Origin of the sequence: uncultured Sunxiuqinia sp. (assembly GCF_963974515.1) — a bacterium.
GTDB lineage: Bacteria > Bacteroidota > Bacteroidia > Bacteroidales > Prolixibacteraceae > Sunxiuqinia.
The window spans coordinates 18,776-39,291 of the sequence record NZ_CAXBDD010000023.1 but is presented as its reverse complement, the minus strand read 5'-3'; the positions used below and the strand labels follow the sequence as shown (position 1 = coordinate 39,291).

Sequence of the window (20,516 nt, the reverse complement as noted above, 5' to 3'; positions counted from 1 at the left end):
TATTTTTAAGCAGCCCCTTTAAACTAATGAGCAATTCAAACCAATAAATTTGCCTTCAACATTGAAACGGCATGGTGAGAAGTCTCCACTTCTTTAAAATCAGTTGAAAAACAAGCATTTTACCTATCTTCCACCGGATTCCTCCATTCTAATCCTTTATTTAACCAGTTTATTCCTAATTTTGAGTTTTCTAAAAATCAATCGCAGAAATGGAAGACACCACTTATAATTTCGTCCCTCTAGAAGGCTATGAGCAGTTTGAAGCCACCACGCAAATCATAATTGCGGAAATCCTGCGCCGGAAACTCCCCCTTGAAATCATCGATACCAACAAAAACCTACTCACTTTGACTTACGAGAACAAGGAATTCATTATCCATGAAGGAACCATTTCGGATGCCAATAGCCTGATTGCCTACTGGATTTCGAATGATAAATGGATGACCCGCCAGTTTTTGCAACGCAAGGGAATCCGCCAGGCCAAAGGGATTTTGCTGGAACACGACTTCGCTTACGAACAGCTTCAGGATGTTCGTTTTCCGGCCGTGGTGAAACCGGTTGACACGGACCATGGCATTGCCGTAAGCACCAACCTGCAGAATCACAACGAGCTTTTGGAAGCCATCAAAAATGCTTTTTTGCATTCAAACAGGGTGATTGTGGAAGAATACTTTACCGGCCGCGAATACCGGTTTCTGGTGATTGACGACAAAGTGCGGGCCATTGCCTACCGCGAACCAGCCAACGTAACCGGCGACGGACAGTCAACCATCCGGCAATTGATTGAGCAGAAGAATGCGGGACGCGGAACAGATTACCGGCATCCCTTGCTGAAGATTATCATTGATGAAGAGGTGCTGCGACATTTAAAGGCTTTTGAGCTAACTGCAGAGAGTATTCTGCCCCAAGGTGAAAAAATATATTTACGCAAAAATTCCAATTTAAGTACCGGGGGCGATAGCATTGATGTCACCGATGAAATGCCGGTCTATTACCGCGAAGTAGCTGTTAAATCAGCACAGGCAGCAGGCTTGAAACTGGCCGGGATAGACATCATCATCAACGATTTGCTGGCTCCTCCCTCGCCCGATAATTACATTGTCGTCGAGTTAAACGCGCCAGCCATGTTGTCCATGCACAATTTTCCTTATATCGGCCAAAACCGTCACGTGGAGAAATATGTTTTGGACTGCATTCTAAATTCAAAATAAGCTAGCGAGCCTTTTTCAATTTTTTCGGTCATTGATTACTGAGAACTGAAAAAATAAATCAGCAAAACCTGAAACAAAATCAGCCTAAAGAACTTTAGTAAAAAGATGACAGAAACTGAAAAACAACAAACGATACAGGACAAGGTGCAATTGGTTCATTATTTTGAGCTGGGAAGCAAGCCATCCGTTGATTGGGGCATTGGAACCGAACATGAAAAATTCCTTTACAACAGTACTAATTTCGAACGACTTGGGTACGACACAGAGCCAGGCATCAAAACCATTTTGCAGCACATGCAAATCCAAGGGTGGGAACCAATTAATGAAAATGGGAACATCATCGGACTAAAACAAAACGGTGCTTCCATCACGCTTGAACCCGGCGGACAGTTTGAACTTTCGGGGAAGAATTTCAAAACGGTACATGAAACCTATATCGAAACCAGAAAGCATTTTGAAGAGCTCAAGTCCATTTGTCAGGAACATGGTTTTTTCAGCCTTCCGATGGGTGTTGGCCCCCTTTGGGAAGTGGCAGATTTGCCGTGGATGCCCAAGAAGCGCTACTCGTACATGAAAGCCTACATGCCTACCCAGGGCAAGCTCGGACTGGAGATGATGACCAACACCGCGACCATTCAAGTCAATCTCGATTATTCGAGCGAACGGGATATGGTGCGAAAAATGCGGGTTGCCCAGGCTTTACAATACATCGTAACAGCCATCTTTGCCAACTCGCCATTTTCGGGTGGAAAGCCAAACGGTTATTTAAGCTACCGGGCCCAAATCTGGGAAGATACCGATCCGGATCGGTGCGGTTTCTTGCCCTTTATTTTTGAGGAAGGATTTGGATTTGAACGCTGGGTGGATTACCTGTTAGACGTTCCCATGTATTTCATCTACCGGAACGACCAATATCTGCCGGCCAACGGCATGACCTTTCGTGATTTTATGGATGGAAAACACCATCTGATGCCTACTATGGAAGATTGGGAAACACATGTGTCCACGGTTTTTCCGGATGTGCGGCTGAAGCAGTTCATTGAAATGCGCGGAGCCGATGCCAGTTGCACCAGGCACATTGCTGCACTTTCGGCCCTGTGGGTTGGCCTGCTGTACGATGGCGCCAGTCTCGATGAAGCCGAAGCGCTGATTTCAACCTGGGACGTGAAAACCATGCAGGAAGTGCGCGCACAGGTTCCACGCAAGGGATTGAACGCCGCAAGCGGAAACATTCATTCCGGAACGGTGGCCAAACGGCTTTACCAAATCGCTTTGGGCGGCCTCACACGCCGTTCAGTAACCTGCTGCCGCGAGGACGAAACTCAGTATCTGGAGCCCGTTCGCGAAATTACGGCAAGCGGCATTACCCAGGCCGAAAGGGTGCTTCACAATTATAATCAGAAGTACAATGGGAATCTAATCAACTTATTAAACGACTGGCAGTTATTGCAGTTGCAAAGCTGTCCCAACGAATAGAAGTCTTTAAACGACCATTTAACTCATGTTTTCAAAACTGAAATTCTTATTCAGCTACATGCATCAATACCGCTGGTGGTACACCGGGGGAATTCTTTTTTTGGCGCTTACCGTTTGGGTGTCGGTTACCATTCCAGAGTTCATTCAGAAAAGCATTGACCTGATTGCCGACGGACGTGCGGGCAATGAGGCGGAGTTCCATAAAAACGTTCTGATCATCGTTGGTCTGGCGATGGCGCTGATCCTGGTGCGGACCTTTTCCCGAATCCTGATTTTCATCCCGGCCCGGTTGATTGAACGGCAATTGAAAGGAGAAATGTTCCGGAAGCTCTCATCGTTCGGAAAAGACTACTACGACGAAAATTCGTCCGGCTCCATCATATCCCGAATCAACAATGACATTAACGGACTCCGGCTGATCTCCGGTTTTGGTATGCTGCAAATCGGAAACATCATTTTTTCCCTTTCTTTAACGCCTTATAAGATGTGGCAGCTTTCGCCGGCGCTAACCTTGTACTGTATTGTGCCAATGGTGGTCGTTTTTATTATCGTGCGCATCGGAATGGCGGTGATGGTGAAAAACACGAGGCTGCAAATGAACACCCTGCAAAAACTTTCAGGTAAAACCATTTCTTTTTTATCAGGCAACAGCGTGATCAAAAGCTACAACATATACGATTACGCCGAACGCGAAGTTCAAAAAGAAAATGTCTCCCTGTTCGGACAAACCTTGAAAATTGCCTGGATTCGCTCATTCGTCATGCCCCTGCTTTTCAACCTGGGGCAAATTTTGAAGATCGTGGTGCTTTTTGTTGGCGGCATGTATGTCATTAACGGGCAGTTTACGATTGGCGAACTGACCGGATACATTGCGTACGCGGCACTGCTGAGCCAGCCCATTATGGGATTGGGCTGGGTGCTCACCATTTTCCAACAGGGTTTTGTGGGCATCACAAGCATCCAAACTATCATGGAACGGAAAGGAGCCGATGAAAAACGCCAACTACTTCCAGCCAAAACCAAAGCGAATTTATTTCGGACCGGCATTCGGGTGGAAAACCTCCACTTCACCTTTCACAACGGGGAGAAACCGGAGCTCCAAGACATTTCGTTCACCATTAAACCCGGGCAAGTGATCGGTATTACAGGAAAGGTTGGCTCCGGAAAAACGACGCTGATTAACTGCTTGAATGGCTATTTACGTCCCGAAAAAGGAATGATTTATTTTGGTGATCTAGACGCTGCCGACCTTCGAAGCGAAGATATCCGCTCGTCGGTAAGAACCGTGAGCCAGGAAGTGTTTCTGTTTTCGGACACGATTGAAAACAACATTGCTTTTGGCTCTGAAAAAGCAACGCAAAAGAACGATTTCAAGGAAGTGATTTACAAGAGTTCCTTTGCTGACGAGTTGGCGCGATTTCCCAAACAGGAAAAAACGCTGGTGGGAGAAAAAGGCATCATGCTCTCGGGCGGACAAAAGCAACGCATTAGCTTGGCTCGTGCGCTTTACACGCCCTGCGACCTGCTCATTTTGGATGATGTATTTTCGGCTGTTGACACCGACACCGAGCGCTTTTTGATCAAACAGATATTTGACAACCACCCGGCCAAAAGCCTGGTTGTTATCTCCAACCGAATCAGCGTGCTTGAAAAAACCGACTTTACCATTGTGCTGGAAGAAGGCCGGATGACAGCCAAAGGAAATCACCGGGAGTTGCTGGAGCAGTCGGAATTTTACCGAGACATTCTGGCTCTTCAGCAGGAAAGCTAAGCACAGAAAATGGAAACAAAAAATTGAATTGGGAACCGATGATAAACGCAACACAGAAAATAATTAAAACCAAAGACTGGCAACTGCTACGAAGGTTTGCACATTACTTCGTGCCGCATAAAAAGTGGCTTTTCATAAGCCTTGCCTCCATTCCGGTTACCACGATTGCTGGTATTTTATTTCTTTGGCTGGTCGAAAATATCATCGACAACTACATCGTTCCGGGAAATCGCGAAGGCTTGGTTCTTCAAATTGGTTTGCTGGCGATTGTGCTACTCGTCAACCTGCTGTTTGATGGTATTTACAGCTACTCCTTCTCAAAATCAGGCGGGCTGGCCATTGTGGACCTGCGGAAACAACTATTCGGGAAATCGCTGCGTTTTCCGCTCAGCTACTTCGATAAAAAGCCGATTGGTGTTACATTATCGCGCCTAACCAGCGATATGGAATCTATTTCCGAATCGTTTGCTCAAGGCATCCTGGGACTTCTGGCCGACAGCATCAAAACGCTGGCTCTGGTTGGTTACCTGTTTTACCTAAACTGGCGGCTGACGCTGGTTCTGCTCATTGTTGTTCCCGTTATTATCTTGATCATGAGCTACCTGCGAAAAAAAATCCGAATGGCTTACAACAATTCCCGAACCAGCTTGGCCAAATCGGCTGCATATCTTCAGGAGTCGCTCAACGGCATGAAAACCGTTCAGCTTTATGCGGCCGAAAGTGAAGCGTTCGAAAAGTACGACAAACTAAACAAAGAATACTGCGACGCCCAGAACAATTCAAACATCTACGATTCGGCACTTTATTCGCTTGTTGAAGGAATAACCTCGGTGGCCACCGCCATAGTCATTTGGTATGGCGCTATCCAAATCTGGGACTTCGGGTTTACCTTGGGGATCCTCATTGTATTTGTCACCACGCTGGAGCGGCTGTTTATCCCGGTCAAACAATTTGCCCAGCAAATCTCGACCATTCAGCGGGCCTTATCAGCGCTCGAACACATCAGCGAGCTGTTTGACCAGCAAGTGGAGGATCCCAAAGCACCGCAGACAAGCCAAACACCGCCGCCCTTGCAGGTAAGCGAAATTGAATTTAAAAATGTCTATTTCCGCTATTCAGAAGACACACCCGATGTCTTAAAAAATGTATCGTTTAAGCTCCGGAAGGGCGACCGGTTGGCCTTGGTGGGAACAACAGGCTCCGGCAAATCGACCATCATCAAACTTCTGACGAAAACCTACACTGGCTATCGGGGCTCCATCAAAATTAATGGCATTGAATTGACCGACCTCCCAATTGCCCAGGTTCGCGAAACAATATCGGTCATGCAGCAGGACATTTTCATGTTCAACAATACCATTGAATTCAACATCTCGCTGGGACGCGAATCGATTTCTAAAAGCGATGTTGAACAGGCCGCTTCGTTCGTCTTTGCCAATCACTTTATCAACCAGCTCCCTGGTGGTTACCAGTTTGTTATTCAAGACAATGGCGACAACCTGTCGAAAGGGCAAGCCCAGCTCATTTCCTTTGCCCGGGCCATTGCCGGAAACAGCGAACTCATCATCCTTGACGAAGCAACGAGCGCCGTTGACTCTTTGACCGAGCAATACATCCAGCAAGCCATCGCCAATATTTTTTCACTGAAAACCGTGATCGCAGTGGCCCACCGGCTGAGCACCATTAAAAACTCGGATATTATTTTGGTACTGGAAAATGGTGAAATCATCGAACGTGGCAATCACGCTGAATTGTTGCGCCAGGATGGGAAATACGCCCGCTTGCTTCATCAGCTACAGGAAGAGAATAAACCGGAAGACAAATAAATTTCGCCCTCCAATTTACTCCTGACTAATACCGATCACGCCACAAGCCACTCTGGCTCCGGCATTTCCGGTTGGCTGCGAAGTTAAGTCATCTTCGCCAGCGTGTACGATGATGGCGCGACCAATAATTGAATGGTCACCGTTTAAGCTTATGGACGAATCAACCTGCTCATAAGTCGCTCTTCCATTTTGATCGGCCTCAAGGTTTCCCAGATCTCCAACATGCCTCATCTCAGCGGCGGGAGCACCATGCTGTTTTTCGTCCGGGTTAAAGTGGCCTCCCGCCGAGGTAGCATCCAAACTGGAACAATCGCCATACTGGTGAATATGAAAGCCGTGTTTCCCCGGGGTGAGCCCTTCCACATCAGCCACTACCACAACGCCGGCTCCAGATTGTGAAAAAGTAACTGTTCCAGTCACATCATTGCCTCCTGTTGGATGAAGGACACAGACAGCCTTCGTTATTCTATCACTATCCAGCGCCTCTCCCACTTTATCATGCATCACCGAAGAAACATTCTCCTGTTTGCTATCTCTTCGCTGGTTACAAGCCTGAAGGGCAAAACCAACAACAACGATAATCATCCAATTAGCTACTAATCTCTGTTTTTTCATAATATTTAATTTTTATGTGTGAATATTTCTTTTTATGACTATCCGCCTAACTACCGATGACTCTCCAGTCGTAAAGCACGTAAGCGAAGAATCGTCCTATTGTAAAATTTTGTGCCGGTGCTTGGCAATCATTCGATAAATCCTGTCGCGGATTAGGCGCGGAACAACCTTCAGCAAAATCAAAAAACGCCAAGCCCCGCCAAGCTTGGCCGAGATCCGGATTGCAGCGTCTGAATGCAAATAAACATTTGTCCCTTCAATCAATACAACAGAATCATCGTAGTCGGCAGGCAAGCCATTTTCAACCAGCACTTGTTTCCCTTCCTCTTTATACAATGAAAGAATCCGGAACTTGTCACCTGCTCCCTTACGTTCGATAAACGCCACCAAGCTGCTACATAGCGTGCATTCATGATCAATCAATAAAATTGGCTTTTCATTCATATCATTTATTCTTCTGCCTCTTGGCCTGGAAATATTTGTACACTTCACCCAGTATAAAAACAAGGGACGATAAGAGTGTGATGATCAAAATATCCAGCCAGGGTAAATTTTCAAATTGGAAAATATTCTGCATAAATGGCAGCTTTATCGCCAAGTATTGAAGAATGATAGACACGATAAACGCCACGTTGATCCATCTATTTTTAAAGAGGCCAATCTTAAACACGGACTTTTTAAGCGATCGCATGTTTAAAGCATTCCAAACCTGGGTCATGGCAATAACCAAAAATGCAGCCGTTCTAGCTTTTTCAACACTATCGTCCCGGTAATTGTCAAACGCCAGCAAGGCCAGTATAACCATGACAGGAGCGATAATCAGGACGTAAGGAAAAATTTGCTTGTTCAGGATTTGCTCATCCCCTTGGATTGGCTTCTGATCCATTACATCGTCACTCCCAGGTTCGGTTGCCAGGGCAATATCCATAATTCCGTCCGTAACCAGGTTGATCCATAAAATTTGGGTTGCCAGCAGCGGAACCGGAAGGCCGATGGCAATAGCAGTTATTAAAGTAGCTGTTGCCGCAAAGTTGGTGGTAATAAGAAAAAAACTGGTTTGTCGGATGTTTCTGAAAACAATTCGTCCCTGTTGAATCGCGTCAACAACGCTCGCAAAGTTATCATCCGAAAGAACCATCTCTGATGCGTCCTTAGCCACGTCAGTCCCCTTTTGCCCCATGGCGAAACCAACATCGGCCGATTTCAATGCCGGCGCGTCATTCACGCCGTCACCAGTCATTCCTATGATTTGGCCTTTTTTCTGGAGATATTCTGAGATTCTCAGCTTGGTTTTCGGACTTACCCGCGCAAAAACATTGACGGTATCAACATAGTCACCAAATTCTTGATCGTCCACATCCAACTCCTCTTCCGAAAGTGCCTCGGGTATTGCATTATCCCCTCTTTCCTTATCCAGTATTCCTGCCTCCCGCGCAATGGCGACGGCCGTATTTTTATGATCTCCGGTAACCATCATCACCCGGATTCCTGCTTTTTTACACTTGGAAACTGCCTCTGTCACCTCATCGCGAAGCGGATCCGAAATGGCGAAGAAACCAGCGAAAACCAGTTTGTCCACATCGTCGACAGAAATCGCCTTTTTATCGCTATCGGCCTCCTTAAATCCATAAGCAATTACCCGCATCGCCTTTTTTCCATACGATTCAATCTGGTTTAGGAGTCGCTCTTTGTCTTCACCTCTTAGCTCTGAAGGCTGATTATCCAAGTAAATTTTCGTACTAAGTGACAGAATCTTCTCAGGAGCTCCAAATCCAATCACTTCCTGTTGCTGATCATCCGAAAAGCGGACGAGGCTAGCCCTGAATTTCTGCTTCGAATTGAACGGAAGATCATCAATCAGATCAATACCAGACGCCAGATCCGGCTTTCTCATTCCAAGCTTTTTAGCTAAAATCAACAGGGCCAACTCTGTAGGATCACCCGAAAATTCCGGATCATTTGCTTCACCGCCGTCTTTAACAGACGCAGCGTTGGAATAAGCTGCAATCCAGGCGGCTCTTTGCAGCGTGTCATCCTCATCAGGATCAACTTCGCGTCCCTCCTTCAATACACCACCTTTCAATTTGTATCCCTGCCCTTCCACTTCATATTCTTTACCATCGGCAGTATATATTTTTTTAACCGTAAGAACTCCTTGAGTGAGTGTTCCGGTTTTATCTGTTAGGATAACAGATAAGGAGCCAGCGATTTCAGTAGCGGAAAAGTCTCGTATGATCGCGTTGTGCCTGGCCATCCGGTTGGCGCCAATGGCTAAAACAACGGAAAGCACAGCCGGCAGTCCTTCAGGGATTGACGAAACCAAGGTGGCGATGGTGACCAGCAAAATTTCTTCAAATTCGAAACCACGGATAAAATAGCCTACCAAAAAGACAACCAAGGCCGTTGAAACGGCCAAACCGGCCATTACTTTTGCCAACTTATTTGTTTTCTTCTTGAAGCTGCTAACTCCCTGATCCCGTTCACTAAGCGATTGGGCTATCTTTCCAATCTCTGTATTTATGCCGGTTGCTATAACAACGGCCTGACAGCTTCCACGCGTGATATGCGTGCCTTTGTAGAGCATGTTTTTCCGGTCGGCCAGGTTAGTATCTTCATCTACTACTTCCGATTTTTTTTGCACAGGCATCGACTCTCCCGTTAGTGAGGACTCGGTCGTTTCAAGATTCTTTAACCTAAAAATCCGCGCATCGGCAGGAACCGATTCGCCGGCATTGAGAACCAAGATATCTCCCGGCACCACATCTTTCACGTCAACCGTAAGTTGATTTCCATCACGCTTCACATTTGCTTGATGCTTAACGAGACTCTTGAGCGAGGCGATCGCCTTTTCGGCTTTATACTCCTGAAAAAAGCCAATCAACGCATTTGCCAAGACAACACCAACAATGACATACACATCAACTACGTGACCGGCAAACCAGGCGATGATGGCGGCGAAAAACAAGACAATGACCAACAGGTCTTTAAACTGTCGAAAAAACAAAACAAAGGGACTTGTTCGCTCCTTTTTGGGTAGGGTGTTTTCCCCCAACTCATTGAGCCGCTTAGAAGCTTGTTCGCCGGAAAGCCCATCTTTGCTACTTTCCAGCTCGTTCATACAAACATCAATTTCGTAAGCATGATAGGGTTCATTTTGATTGATGTTCGTCATACGATTACTTTTTACCGGAACAAAAAAGTACCGGAGTGCGAGTCTGCTCCAATATTTTTTTCAGAAATTCCTTCTTGAAAATACTGGTGATCAAATTCCGCGGTCGCTCAAAAATCATGGTCAAGTCAGGGTCGAGCAGGTTAATAAAGTCAATAACTTCCTTCTCAAAGTCACCCGCCGTTATAACTTGATGATTGACCGACGAATTGTTAAACACCTTTGAAAGATTTGCTTCCCACTGTTGCAGTACTTCGTCACCAGTCTCATTTGCCATACCAACGGCATTGACAACCGGATGAAAAAAACGAATCAAATCCGCAACATTCCGGTAATCCTCGAATTCCCCATCGCTAAAGTCAGTTGGTAAAACAGCGCTCGAAAAAGGTTGAAATTCCTCTCCGGGCGGAACCAGCAAGCTCATCCCATTGAAATCCTTACAGCAATCGATGATCTCTTTTTGCGATTCGAAAATAGCTCCATCCGCCTCTTTATTGAAGACCAGCAAGGAAGTGGTACTCTCATTCAAATCATTCGTTATTTTGTTTTCGATACTATCCTCTTGAATGTCAACATTGACTTTTAAAGGGTAATTCAACTTCGAAGCTTCTTTACTCAACACCTGATCAATTTTCATAGCTACTTGCTGTTTTTCGCGCGCCATAATTTCGGCATGCGAAAACTTATTCCCGGGTGTAATGCTTTGCGAATCGGCATACATACTGCTGACACCCTGCGCCATGCGCGAATCAATCACATGAACCAGATTCACCTCACCCTTCAGATGCTTGGCCAGGTTTAATCCATAGGGAATAATACTTTCCGCATTTCCTTTAATATCACTTATAATCGTTATTCTCATTTCGTTCTGTTTTTCAAATTAAATCTCTTCTGATTCGAAAGTTGACTATCGAAAGGCATCTGGGTTAAAGCGACACCATCCGCTAATCCAAAATCCAGCGGACAGCATCGGTAATTTCCTCTTCGGAATAGTATTTCATTTCGCCGGAAATAAATGGGCTAGCCAGATTTGACCACAACTTTTGCCATTTACTTTTACCAACAACAGCAATTTTTTCCATGTGGTTAAAATGTCTGATGTAGGTTTTCAAATCTTCTTTCAACGCTGCAGCCTCAACACCCTCAATACTTTCAATTTCAATGTACATCCTGATTTTCCCGTAGTCTTTGACGCGTCCATTGATCAAAGGGGTAATCATTTGATAGTCTTCTTTTCGGACCTTTCCGTCAATTTTAATCGCTATCAAATTATCTTTTGTCAGATTCAATAACTTAAACATACTGGTTCCTTTCTTTAATCGTTAAATGGTGAACTTTTCTATTCGATGTAGGCTGGATCTGTCTGATTTCAGATGCTAACCCGGCCGCTTACTTTCAAAAACAACAACCGCTTCGGGGCTCAAAACTCTGAACGTAAACGAAGCAGTCAGGTAGAGTTTGACATTTTGAGTGTCATGTGTATCATAGCCCAAAGTAATATCTTGTCCTTGAATAAGTTCGTAATCTCCACCCCGTTCCGAAACCAAAAACGAATGTTTATTGGAGTGATTGATAATCAGTTTTCCACCTAAAATCTCCGTTAGCTGCTTTTGAATGGGATAACCTTCGGAAAGCTTCACCAGCTCAAGCCATTCGGCCGAGGTAATAACCAAGGAATAAGGGCCTTCAACCCCATTTTGACTCAAATGGATGATTTGCTTGCCTAGCTCTTTCAAAAATGCATTCGTATTTTTCGGAATGTTAACCGAGGGATTTTCCGAGGCCTGCTCCAATCCATTAATCTTGATTGGTTCAAAGCCTTCATAAATCACCTTTTCCTCAAAAAAAGCAATTTCCTTCGCAGCTTCTTCCAGTGGTGTCAAATCGACATCTTTTGCGCCGCGTTCGATGTTGTCCAGCTCCCACAAATCCAATTCAAATGGTTTACGAATTTCAACAAAAGGCAACATTTCCCTGATTCCATAGTTTACACCGTCAGCCGGCTGGTTTTCGGGAACAATTAAGCGGCCAGTAGAAATTCCGCCCTGTTCCAGGCCGGTGGGCCCCTCAATGTCGACAAATTTCCGGGCAGTTAAATACGTTCGCAGAATTTGCCTGGTCCTGTCCGTAATTTCATTCCAAGCCTTATCGGTAATTGGTGCGATTGATTTCTTTAAAATATTCATATGTTTATCTTTTAAAATTAACTATATATAATTTCCGTACTAAACTTCATCACTTCTTTGATGAACATCAACGTATAAAACTCGCCAATAAACATTTCCTTGGGCTTAAACAGTGGTTTCCATGGCTCGCCTCATAACATCTTTTTTTTCATTCATCTTCAATTTTTACAATATCTTTTTCGGTGAACAGATACTGGCGCATTTTTTCATCCCAGCCCTTCATGTTTCGCCGAAGCCATTCCAATGCCATACAGGCATGTTCGATTTCTTCATTGCGGTTGTGTTCTAAAATTCTTTTTAACTGCTGATTAGTAGTAACCGACAAGCGCTGCTGATACCAGTCAACCGCTTCTATTTCTTCTTTCAACGAAACCAAGGCACGAACATAATCGCGTGTTTCATCGGATAATTCTGTTGGTGGTTCATGATAATTTTGCATCTTAATCTTTTTAAAAGGTTTACAATTAATTTTCTATTTCTTTTTGACAAACGTATGTGCAGGGTGTCCATAAAATAGCTCGGCCGCTTCCATAATCGTTTCGCTGAGTGTTGGGTGCGGATGAACGGTCAACGCCAGATCTTCGGCAGTTGCTGCCATCTCAATAGCCAGGGCCAGCTCGGGAATCAGGTCGCCGGCATTTTTTCCAACAATTCCAGCTCCCAGTATCCGCTCATTGTCCGGATTGATCAGAAGTTTAGTAAACCCGGTGGTTTCATTCATCGCCACGGCCCTACCTGATGCGGTCCACGGAAACTTGGCTATTTTGTAACTGATCTTTTTTTCTTTCGCTTCTTTTTCGCTTAGTCCACAGGTGGCAATCTCCGGTTCGGTATAAATCACTGCCGGAATGACTTTTGCGTCGTTGGCTGACTTTTTCCCGGCAATCACCTCAGCCGCCACTTTTCCCTCGTAACTGGCTTTATGTGCCAGCAAAGGCGGACCAGCAACATCGCCTATGGCAAACACATTTTTGCCCGTTGTTTCCTGCTGCTCATTCACCTTTATAAACCCTTGATCATCCAACTCGATGGCTGTTTTCTCCAGCCCCAAATTCCCGCTATTGGGCTTTTGCCCTACAGCGACCAAAACCTGATCGTATTGCTTCCGGAATGTCTTTTGTTCGCGATCTTCGAAAGTCACCTGCAGCACCTCACCCTTTTTACCAACCTTCACCACTTTCGTTTTTAGAAAGATGTCCTTAAAAGTTCCTTCCGACGCTTTCTTGTATTCTGCCACCAAATCCTTGTCCATGCCCGGCATAAAATCATCGGTAAGCTCGGCAATGCTAACTCTTGAACCAAGCGCATGGTAAATCGTAGCCATTTCGAGGCCGATATAGCCCCCGCCAATCACCAGCAATTTGGCTGGTACTTCCTTCAACTCCAGCGCTTTTGACGAGTTTAAAATACCGGGCTTGTCAAACTCCATTCCCTGAAGTTCGACCGGTGTGGCGCCAGTTGCTACTATGGCTTTTTCGAAGGTGATCTTTTCCACATCGCCGTTTTCATGATTCAATTCCAGGGTCTTCCAATCAATAAATTTGGCGTAAGCCCTGATGTAATTGATCTTTCGGGCTTTCACCAATTGCCCCAGACCCCCGGTTAATTTTTTCACCACCTTGTTTTTCCAGTCACCCACTTTTTTCACATCAATTTCCGCCGGAGAAAACCGCAGCCCCATGATGTCCGCCTCTTCTGCGTCTTTTTTAATCTTCGATAAGTGCAGCAACGCTTTTGTTGGAATGCATCCGCGGTAAAGACAAACGCCTCCCGGGTTGACTTCCGGATCAACCAAAGTGACTTTCAGCCCCAGATCGGCAGCCATAAAAGCGGCACGATAACCTCCCGGGCCAGCACCGATAATGACCAGTTCGTGTTTTTTATCCTTGTTCATCTTGATTCGTTTTTATTGTAATATGGCGTAAGGATCTTCAATCACCTGGCAGATCCAGCGCAGAAAGCGTGCACCATCGGCACCATCAATCACGCGGTGGTCGTAAGAAAGCGACAGCGGAATAACCAGTCTTTTTTGAAACTCATCATCAACCAACACCTGTTGATATTTGCTTCGCGCAACACCCAAAATGGCGACTTGCGGTGCATAAACAATAGGTGTGAAACCGGTTCCGCCAATTCCACCCAAATTGGAGACGGTGAAGCTTCCCCCTTGCATTTCGTCGGACGAAATTTTCTTGTCACGTGCCTTTTCAGCCAGTTCATTCAATTCAACCGAGATGTCAATCAGCGACTTCTTATTGACATCGCGAACCACAGGAACCAACAGCCCCTGCTCGGTATCGACGGCAATGCCAACATGGTAGTAATGTTTGTAAATGATTTGATCGTTTGCCTCGTCCAGGCTGGCATTGAACTGGGGAAACTTCTGCAAGGCAAAACCTACAATCTTCAGCAACAAAGCGGTCACCGTCAGTTTTCCACCTGCTTTAGTGATTTTATCCTGATTGTTTAGCCTGAAATTTTCCAAATTGGTAATGTCCGCTTCATCAAACTGGGTGACATGCGGAATGGTTTGCCAGGCCTGCTGCACATTAGTTGCCGTCAACTTGCGGATCCGACTCATCGGCTCAACCGAAATCAATCCCCATTTGGCAAAATCAGGCGACTTTTTCCCTTTGTCTTTGGCATCTTTTTTCTTGTCTGCTTTTTCATCCTGCTCATCAGCATCATCTTGTTCAGCATACTTATTCACGTCTTCAGCTGTAATTCGGTCACCTGGCCCGGTTCCCTTCACCATGCTCAGGTCAACGTCCTTTTCACGCGCCAACCTTCGAACCGAAGGCGACGCAGGCAGATCAGCCGAGTCTTTCTTTTTATCCTTTTTGCTTTCTTCATCCTCTTCTTCTTCGTCTTCCCGCGGCTCATCAGACGATTCCTTTTCTTCGGATGATTCGTCCTCCTCCTCTTGCTCTTTCTCATCCTCATCATCTTCCGAATCTTCAGGCTCATCTTCTGAATCTCCTACCTGTTCTTCCTTCTTTGCCGATTTTGATTTTTCTTTTTTTGATTTTTTGTCGTTCGAAGCTTGTTCATCCTCTTTTTTGTCCCCATCACCATCTTCGTCCTCATCCGCATCAACATCTTCCTCTCCTTTTCCTTCGGTTTCAATGATCATGATAACCTCGTTGACTTTCACTTCATCACCTTCACTCACTTTAATTTCGTCTACCACGCCTGCATAAGGTGAAGGAATATCGGTCGTCGCCTTGTCGGTTTCAATCTCAACCAAGGCTTGATCTTTGTCAATCTTATCGCCAACAGAAACCAGGATGCCGGCAACTAAACCAGTTTCTACACTTTCGGCGATATCTGGAATTTTTATTTCTTTCTTCATTTCTATTTTGATTTGATGGTTACTACCTGTTTTATTCTCGTTTTGTAGCGGATTCAAGTTCGGAGCGGAGATTCTTTTTCGCCCGTGATCTGTAATTTTTCTTTGGCTTCTTTCAATGTTTTTTGGTCAAGCTTTTTTTGTTTATACAGTGCCAACAGCGTACACCAAACGATGTGTTTTGCATTGACTTCGAAATGTTCACGAAGTTCCGTCCGGTGTTCGCTCAAACCAAATCCGTCGGTACCCAGGGCCTCAAAAGTTCCGGGAAACCATTTTGAAATTGAAAGCGGCAAGGCCTTAACATAGTCCGAAGCCGCAATGAAAATTCCTTTTTCCTTGCCCACAGCTTCTTCGATATACGATTTGATTTTTGAATCATTCAACCGGTTTTGGCGCTCCGTTTCAATAGCATTGTCATACAATTGCTTGTAGCTGGTAACACTCCACACTTCCGAGAAAATGTCGTAGTCTTTTTTCAGAATATCGGCTGCTTTCAAAGCTTCGTTCAAAATGGACCCACTGCCAAGCAGGTGCAGGTTGTGCTCATTTTTTCGGCTGCTCCGGAATGGATACATGCCATTAATAATGCCTTCTTCAATACCCTTCCGGGGCGGTTTAGCCGGCATCCTATATTTCTCGTTCATCACGGTGATGTAGTAAAAGATGTCTTCGCCGTCCACATACATGCGCTTGATTCCATTCTTTACGATAACCGCCAGCTCATAGGCAAATGCAGGATCGTAAGCCTGAACTGTAGGAACTGAAAGCGCCAGCAAATGACTGTGTCCATCCTGGTGCTGCAAGCCTTCGCCGGCCAGGGTGGTCCGTCCGGCTGTTCCGCCCAGCATAAATCCTTTGGTTCGCGCATCGGCCGCGGCCCATATTAAATCGCCTACCCGCTGAAAGCCGAACATGGAGTAGAAAACATAGAACGGGATGCAGTTGATTTGGTGAGCTGAATAGGCGGTGCCTGCTGCAATAAACGACGACATGGAACCCGCCTCGGTAATTCCCTCTTCCAGAATGGCACCGTCTTTAGCTTCCTTGTAGTACAACAGACTATCGCGGTCAACCGGCTCATAGAGTTGTCCGTTGTGCGCGTAAATTCCCACCTGCCTGAACAAGGCATCCATCCCAAATGTCCGTGATTCATCGGGGACAATCGGGACAATAAGTTTTCCGATATTCTTATCTTTCAGGAGTTTCGAAAGTAGCTGTACCGCAGCCATGGTAGTGGCCACCTCCCGGTTTCCCGAGCCTTTTAAAAACTCATCGAACACTTTCGAATCCGGCATTTCAAAATCAGCGGTTTCCTGGTTCCGAACCGGTAAAAATCCGTTCAGTTTCTCCCGCTGCTTTTTCAGGTATTGAATTTCTTTACTGTCTTGCTCCGGCTTGTAAAAAGGGGCCTCAGCCAAATCATCATCCGAAATTGGGATATTGAACCGATCGCGAAAATGGATGAGCTCTTCTTCGTTCAGCTTTTTTTGCTGGTGCGTAATATTGCGGCCTTCGCCTGCCTCGCCCAAGCCATAGCCTTTAACCGTTTGTGTTAAAATGACGGTTGGTCCACTCGTCGATTCGGATGCCCTTTTGTAAGCATTGTACACTTTCAGCGGATCGTGGCCGCCGCGTCGTAACTTAACTAAGTCTTCGTCACTTAGGTCTTCAACGAGTTTCAACAATTCCTTGTACTTCCCAAAAAATTCCTTGCGGATGAAATCGCCGTCGGAAATGGAGAACTTCTGACGCTCCCCATCAACCAGTTCACCCAGCCGCTTTTTCAATAAGCCGCTTTTGTCTTTCTCCAACAAGGGATCCCAATTTTCGCCCAATATCACTTTTATAACATTCCAACCAGCTCCGTAAAAGGCCGCTTCCAGCTCCTGAATAATGGATGAGTTTCCGCGGACCGGCCCATCAAGCCGTTGCAGGTTGCAATTGACCACAAAAATCAGGTTGTCCAAATCTTCTCTCGAAGCCAGCGTAATGGCTCCCAACGACTCGGGTTCATCCATTTCACCATCGCCAATAAAAGCCCAAACTTTTTGATCAGACTCTTCCAGCAGCCCTTTGTCCTGCAAGTATTTATTAAATCGAGCCTGGTAAATGGCCATGATTGGCCCCAAGCCCATCGAAACTGTTGGAAACCGCCAATAGTCGGGCATCAGCCGGGGGTGCGGATAAGAAGATAAGCCGCCTTTGGGATTCAGCTCACGCCGGAAGTTTTGCAGAAGTTCTTTCGAAAAGCGTCCCTCCAAAAAAGAGCGGGCATAAATCCCGGGCGAAGAGTGCCCCTGAAAATAAACCATATCGGCCGATGATCCATTGTCCGATCCTTTAAAAAAGTGGTTGAACCCAACTTCGTACAGCGTGGCCGACGAAGCGTAAGTGGAGATGTGCCCTCCAATGCCATCTTGCTTTTTGTTCGCCTGAACCACCATGGCCATCGCATTCCAGCGAATAATGCTTTTTATTTTTCGCTCCAGTTCGCGATCACCCGGATAGTCCTCTTCCTCATTGGGCGATATGGTATTGATGTAAGGGGTATTGACGGGTGTTTTCAAGCGGATGCCTTTTTCCCGGATCCGGTTTTTCAGTAATTCGATCAACTCGTCAACCCGGTCGGCATCGTCGTGCTCAATGATATAATCGATGGAATCAAGCCACTCTTTATTTTCGAACTCGCGTATTTTATTTTGCTTTTGTTTTGTCATAGCTGCTGTTTTCATGTTTGGATGAAATATAAATTGATTGATCCGGCTACTTCTCCATTGGCAGGCCAGCCTCCCGCCAGGCTTTCTTTCCTTCCTCGTAATCGTAAACATGTTCAAATCCAAGATCATCCAATTTCCCGGCTGCTGTCGGACTGGCCGAACAGTCGACATCGGAACAGTACACCACGATTTCCTGATCTGATTCAAACCGTTGCTTGACCTCGGTTCCTATTCTACTCACAGGAATATTAATCGCACCAGGGAGGTGAGACGTTTGATATTGTTCTTCATCCAGCACCTCAATCAGCACGATGTCGTTCTTATCCAGCTTTTTTCGTAGCTGCTCTGTCGTTATGTTTTCCATGAAATTCTTTTTTTTTGTTATGATAAAAAAGGCAATTCTTGTACCATAATCGAATAAGGCATGAAGAAGCAACTGATAAACAATGCTGTTGAAAGCGCGGGTCAGAAGTACAAACGCAACGGAAGATCATCGCATGAGATAAAATTGTGGAATTTTCAGGAAAAACCGTGTAATAACTCCACATAAAAAAAGCATTAACACCTCGCAATTAGAGAAGCTTCAGGAATGTCAACACTGCGATTCAAGAAGATCGGCGAAGCTTTTCAGCGCGGCCAAGACGATAGGAATTTCCAAAAGCCCGCTCGGCTCCATGTTCTTTGTTGCGATTATCAAATAGGTTCCTGAAAACAGACTCAACATGATTAGTCCGGTCAGATGAGCATGAAAACTGGAACGATTTTTTCACCCTCTGTATCAAAGTTTATCGAAATGACGAATCAAGAGCAACACTTTTCAATCAACATACCGGACACAGAAAAAAACAGAATTGTAATCATTGGCGGGGGTTTTGGTGGTGTTCAACTACTGAAAAATCTCAATCCTGATTATTTTCAGATCGTATTGCTCGACCGGTACAACTACCATACGTTTCAACCCCTGCTATACCAGGTAGCCACAGCCGGCCTTGAACCCGATTCGATTGCGGGGCCGCTGAGAAAAGTGATTAATCAAAAACCGGACACCCACTTCCGGATGCTGAAAGTCAACCAGATTGATCCGGAAGCAAAAACACTGGACACGTCAGCGGGCTCGCTGGACTACGACCACCTTGTAATTGCCACCGGGGCCCAGATCAACTATTTCGGCAATAAAAACATAGCCAAACACGCCTTTCCTGTCAAGCAGGTCACCCATGCCTTGGATTTACGAAGCCATATCTTCCAGCAGTTTGAAAAGTCCGAGATCATCACCAGCCAAGAAGAAAAGAAAAAGCTGATGACCTTTGTGGTTGTTGGCGCAGGGCCTACCGGGGTTGAAGTTTGCGGCGCATTGGCCGAACTAAAAAACAAAGTATTGCCCAAAGACTATCCCAAACTAGATATTGGTAGTATGCAAATTCATTTGGTTGAAGGGCTGGATCGCGTATTGCCATCCATGTCAGAAAAATCGGGAAGAAAGGCGAAAAAATATCTTGAAAGAATGGGTGTAAATGTGGTGCTAAACTGCATGACCAGCGATTATGACGGCCAGGTGGTAACACTGGATAATGACACGACGATACAGGCAGGAACCTTGGTTTGGGCCGCTGGTGTGAAGGGCAACCTGATTGATGGATTTGGAGAAAAAAGTATTCAAAAAGGGAAATTGATGGTTGACCAAACCAATCACGTCTTTGTAGACCACGAGCAGAAACAAGCGTACGGAACCATCTTTGCCATTGGCGATGTTGCGCACATGCAGCATCCGGACTACCCGAAAGGGCTACCAGGATTGGCGCAGGCAGCCATACAACAGGGGCGGCAACTGGCCAAAAACCTTAACCGGCTGCACCAATATCAAACAATGAAGTCCTTTCAATATAAAAACAAGGGGGTGTTGGCGACCGTGGGCCGAAATCAAGCAGTGGCTGATTTTCCGGGAAACCTGAACTTCAGCGGCGCCCTTGGCTGGCTGATCTGGATGGTGGTGCACCTGCTCTTTCTGATCGGCTTCCGGAACAAAGCCGTGGTATTTGCCAACTGGTCGTGGAATTACTTTACCTACGACCGGGGAATTCGCCTTATCCTCCGTCCGTCAACAAAAAAAAGCGACCCGGTGAGTCGCGAGATGATCGAAGAAATGCAGGAGGCTGAAGGATAAGATTATGAAGTTAGCCCTTATTGTCAACA

Annotated in this window: 16 protein-coding genes; 5 read left to right on the top strand and 11 right to left on the bottom strand. The window is 45.7% G+C overall.

The annotated features are described in order from the left end of the window. Nucleotides 1-209 precede the first annotated feature (209 nt). From AAC033_RS07715 to AAC033_RS07700, 4 genes are all read left to right on the top strand, one after another. Complete coding sequence (locus tag AAC033_RS07715) at nucleotides 210-1,211, top strand: glutamate ligase (protein ID WP_339736777.1); 1,002 nt, start codon at nucleotides 210-212, stop codon at nucleotides 1,209-1,211. Between the two features lie 105 nt (nucleotides 1,212-1,316). Continuing rightward, a complete protein-coding gene (locus AAC033_RS07710; RefSeq protein WP_339736776.1) occupies nucleotides 1,317-2,687 on the top strand; it encodes a glutamate--cysteine ligase in 1,371 nt (456 codons plus the stop codon). 25 nt (nucleotides 2,688-2,712) lie between these two features. After that, on the top strand, nucleotides 2,713-4,458 hold the full coding sequence (locus AAC033_RS07705; protein WP_339736775.1) for an ABC transporter ATP-binding protein: 1,746 nt from the start codon (nucleotides 2,713-2,715) through the stop codon (nucleotides 4,456-4,458). A 38-nt stretch (nucleotides 4,459-4,496) separates the two neighbouring features. After that, a complete protein-coding gene (locus AAC033_RS07700) occupies nucleotides 4,497-6,284 on the top strand; it encodes an ABC transporter ATP-binding protein (RefSeq protein ID WP_339736774.1) in 1,788 nt (595 codons plus the stop codon). A gap of 15 nt (nucleotides 6,285-6,299) precedes the next feature. Here AAC033_RS07700 and AAC033_RS07695 read toward each other — a convergent pair whose 3' ends face one another. From AAC033_RS07695 to AAC033_RS07645, 11 genes are all read right to left on the bottom strand, one after another. After that, on the bottom strand, nucleotides 6,300-6,899 hold the full coding sequence (locus tag AAC033_RS07695) for a superoxide dismutase family protein (protein ID WP_339736773.1): 600 nt from the start codon (nucleotides 6,897-6,899) through the stop codon (nucleotides 6,300-6,302). A 96-nt stretch (nucleotides 6,900-6,995) separates the two neighbouring features. Beyond that, nucleotides 6,996-7,343 carry a DCC1-like thiol-disulfide oxidoreductase family protein gene (locus AAC033_RS07690; protein ID WP_339736772.1) on the bottom strand — a complete coding sequence of 116 codons (348 nt, stop codon included), beginning with the start codon at nucleotides 7,341-7,343 and terminating at the stop codon, nucleotides 6,996-6,998. A 1-nt stretch (nucleotide 7,344) separates the two neighbouring features. Then, entirely contained in the window at nucleotides 7,345-10,071 is a 2,727-nt protein-coding gene (locus AAC033_RS07685; RefSeq protein WP_339736771.1) for an HAD-IC family P-type ATPase, read from the bottom strand. 4 nt (nucleotides 10,072-10,075) lie between these two features. Then, on the bottom strand, nucleotides 10,076-10,930 hold the full coding sequence (locus AAC033_RS07680) for a hypothetical protein (protein WP_339736770.1): 855 nt from the start codon (nucleotides 10,928-10,930) through the stop codon (nucleotides 10,076-10,078). A gap of 82 nt (nucleotides 10,931-11,012) precedes the next feature. Further along, on the bottom strand, nucleotides 11,013-11,369 hold the full coding sequence (locus tag AAC033_RS07675) for an STAS/SEC14 domain-containing protein (RefSeq protein ID WP_339736769.1): 357 nt from the start codon (nucleotides 11,367-11,369) through the stop codon (nucleotides 11,013-11,015). Between the two features lie 75 nt (nucleotides 11,370-11,444). Beyond that, the gene (locus AAC033_RS07670) at nucleotides 11,445-12,254 is read right to left on the bottom strand and encodes a family 1 encapsulin nanocompartment shell protein (protein WP_339736768.1); all 810 of its coding nucleotides are present in this window, start codon (nucleotides 12,252-12,254) and stop codon (nucleotides 11,445-11,447) included. A gap of 148 nt (nucleotides 12,255-12,402) precedes the next feature. After that, a complete protein-coding gene (locus AAC033_RS07665) occupies nucleotides 12,403-12,693 on the bottom strand; it encodes a ferritin-like domain-containing protein (protein ID WP_339736767.1) in 291 nt (96 codons plus the stop codon). A gap of 33 nt (nucleotides 12,694-12,726) precedes the next feature. Then, nucleotides 12,727-14,148 carry a dihydrolipoyl dehydrogenase gene (lpdA, locus tag AAC033_RS07660; RefSeq protein WP_339736766.1) on the bottom strand — a complete coding sequence of 474 codons (1,422 nt, stop codon included), beginning with the start codon at nucleotides 14,146-14,148 and terminating at the stop codon, nucleotides 12,727-12,729. A 12-nt stretch (nucleotides 14,149-14,160) separates the two neighbouring features. Further along, nucleotides 14,161-15,606, bottom strand: a complete 1,446-nt coding sequence (locus AAC033_RS07655) for a 2-oxo acid dehydrogenase subunit E2 (protein ID WP_339736765.1) — start codon at nucleotides 15,604-15,606, stop codon at nucleotides 14,161-14,163. Nucleotides 15,607-15,659: 53 nt separating this feature from the next. Further along, a complete protein-coding gene (gene aceE, locus AAC033_RS07650) occupies nucleotides 15,660-18,323 on the bottom strand; it encodes a pyruvate dehydrogenase (acetyl-transferring), homodimeric type (RefSeq protein ID WP_339736764.1) in 2,664 nt (887 codons plus the stop codon). Between the two features lie 46 nt (nucleotides 18,324-18,369). Beyond that, complete coding sequence (locus AAC033_RS07645; RefSeq protein ID WP_339736763.1) at nucleotides 18,370-18,687, bottom strand: rhodanese-like domain-containing protein; 318 nt, start codon at nucleotides 18,685-18,687, stop codon at nucleotides 18,370-18,372. Nucleotides 18,688-19,116: 429 nt separating this feature from the next. Between AAC033_RS07645 and AAC033_RS07640 the strand changes: the two genes are divergently transcribed. Continuing rightward, nucleotides 19,117-20,487 (top strand): NAD(P)/FAD-dependent oxidoreductase, encoded by a 1,371-nt coding sequence (locus AAC033_RS07640; RefSeq protein ID WP_339736762.1) that lies wholly within the window; start codon nucleotides 19,117-19,119, stop codon nucleotides 20,485-20,487. Nucleotides 20,488-20,516: the final 29 nt, after the last annotated feature.

What these genes read in the sequence shown, in the direction of transcription:
- AAC033_RS07715 (WP_339736777.1), top strand. Translation starts at nt 210, where the DNA reads ATGGAAGACACCACTTATAATTTCGTCCCTCTAGAAGGCTATGAGCAG.
- AAC033_RS07710 (WP_339736776.1), top strand. Translation starts at nt 1,317, where the DNA reads ATGACAGAAACTGAAAAACAACAAACGATACAGGACAAGGTGCAATTG.
- AAC033_RS07705 (WP_339736775.1), top strand. Translation starts at nt 2,713, where the DNA reads ATGTTTTCAAAACTGAAATTCTTATTCAGCTACATGCATCAATACCGC.
- AAC033_RS07700 (WP_339736774.1), top strand. Translation starts at nt 4,497, where the DNA reads ATGATAAACGCAACACAGAAAATAATTAAAACCAAAGACTGGCAACTG.
- AAC033_RS07695 (WP_339736773.1), bottom strand. Translation starts at nt 6,899, where the DNA reads ATGAAAAAACAGAGATTAGTAGCTAATTGGATGATTATCGTTGTTGTT.
- AAC033_RS07690 (WP_339736772.1), bottom strand. Translation starts at nt 7,343, where the DNA reads ATGAATGAAAAGCCAATTTTATTGATTGATCATGAATGCACGCTATGT.
- AAC033_RS07685 (WP_339736771.1), bottom strand. Translation starts at nt 10,071, where the DNA reads ATGACGAACATCAATCAAAATGAACCCTATCATGCTTACGAAATTGAT.
- AAC033_RS07680 (WP_339736770.1), bottom strand. Translation starts at nt 10,930, where the DNA reads ATGAGAATAACGATTATAAGTGATATTAAAGGAAATGCGGAAAGTATT.
- AAC033_RS07675 (WP_339736769.1), bottom strand. Translation starts at nt 11,369, where the DNA reads ATGTTTAAGTTATTGAATCTGACAAAAGATAATTTGATAGCGATTAAA.
- AAC033_RS07670 (WP_339736768.1), bottom strand. Translation starts at nt 12,254, where the DNA reads ATGAATATTTTAAAGAAATCAATCGCACCAATTACCGATAAGGCTTGG.
- AAC033_RS07665 (WP_339736767.1), bottom strand. Translation starts at nt 12,693, where the DNA reads ATGCAAAATTATCATGAACCACCAACAGAATTATCCGATGAAACACGC.
- lpdA (WP_339736766.1), bottom strand. Translation starts at nt 14,148, where the DNA reads ATGAACAAGGATAAAAAACACGAACTGGTCATTATCGGTGCTGGCCCG.
- AAC033_RS07655 (WP_339736765.1), bottom strand. Translation starts at nt 15,606, where the DNA reads ATGAAGAAAGAAATAAAAATTCCAGATATCGCCGAAAGTGTAGAAACT.
- aceE (WP_339736764.1), bottom strand. Translation starts at nt 18,323, where the DNA reads ATGACAAAACAAAAGCAAAATAAAATACGCGAGTTCGAAAATAAAGAG.
- AAC033_RS07645 (WP_339736763.1), bottom strand. Translation starts at nt 18,687, where the DNA reads ATGGAAAACATAACGACAGAGCAGCTACGAAAAAAGCTGGATAAGAAC.
- AAC033_RS07640 (WP_339736762.1), top strand. Translation starts at nt 19,117, where the DNA reads ATGACGAATCAAGAGCAACACTTTTCAATCAACATACCGGACACAGAA.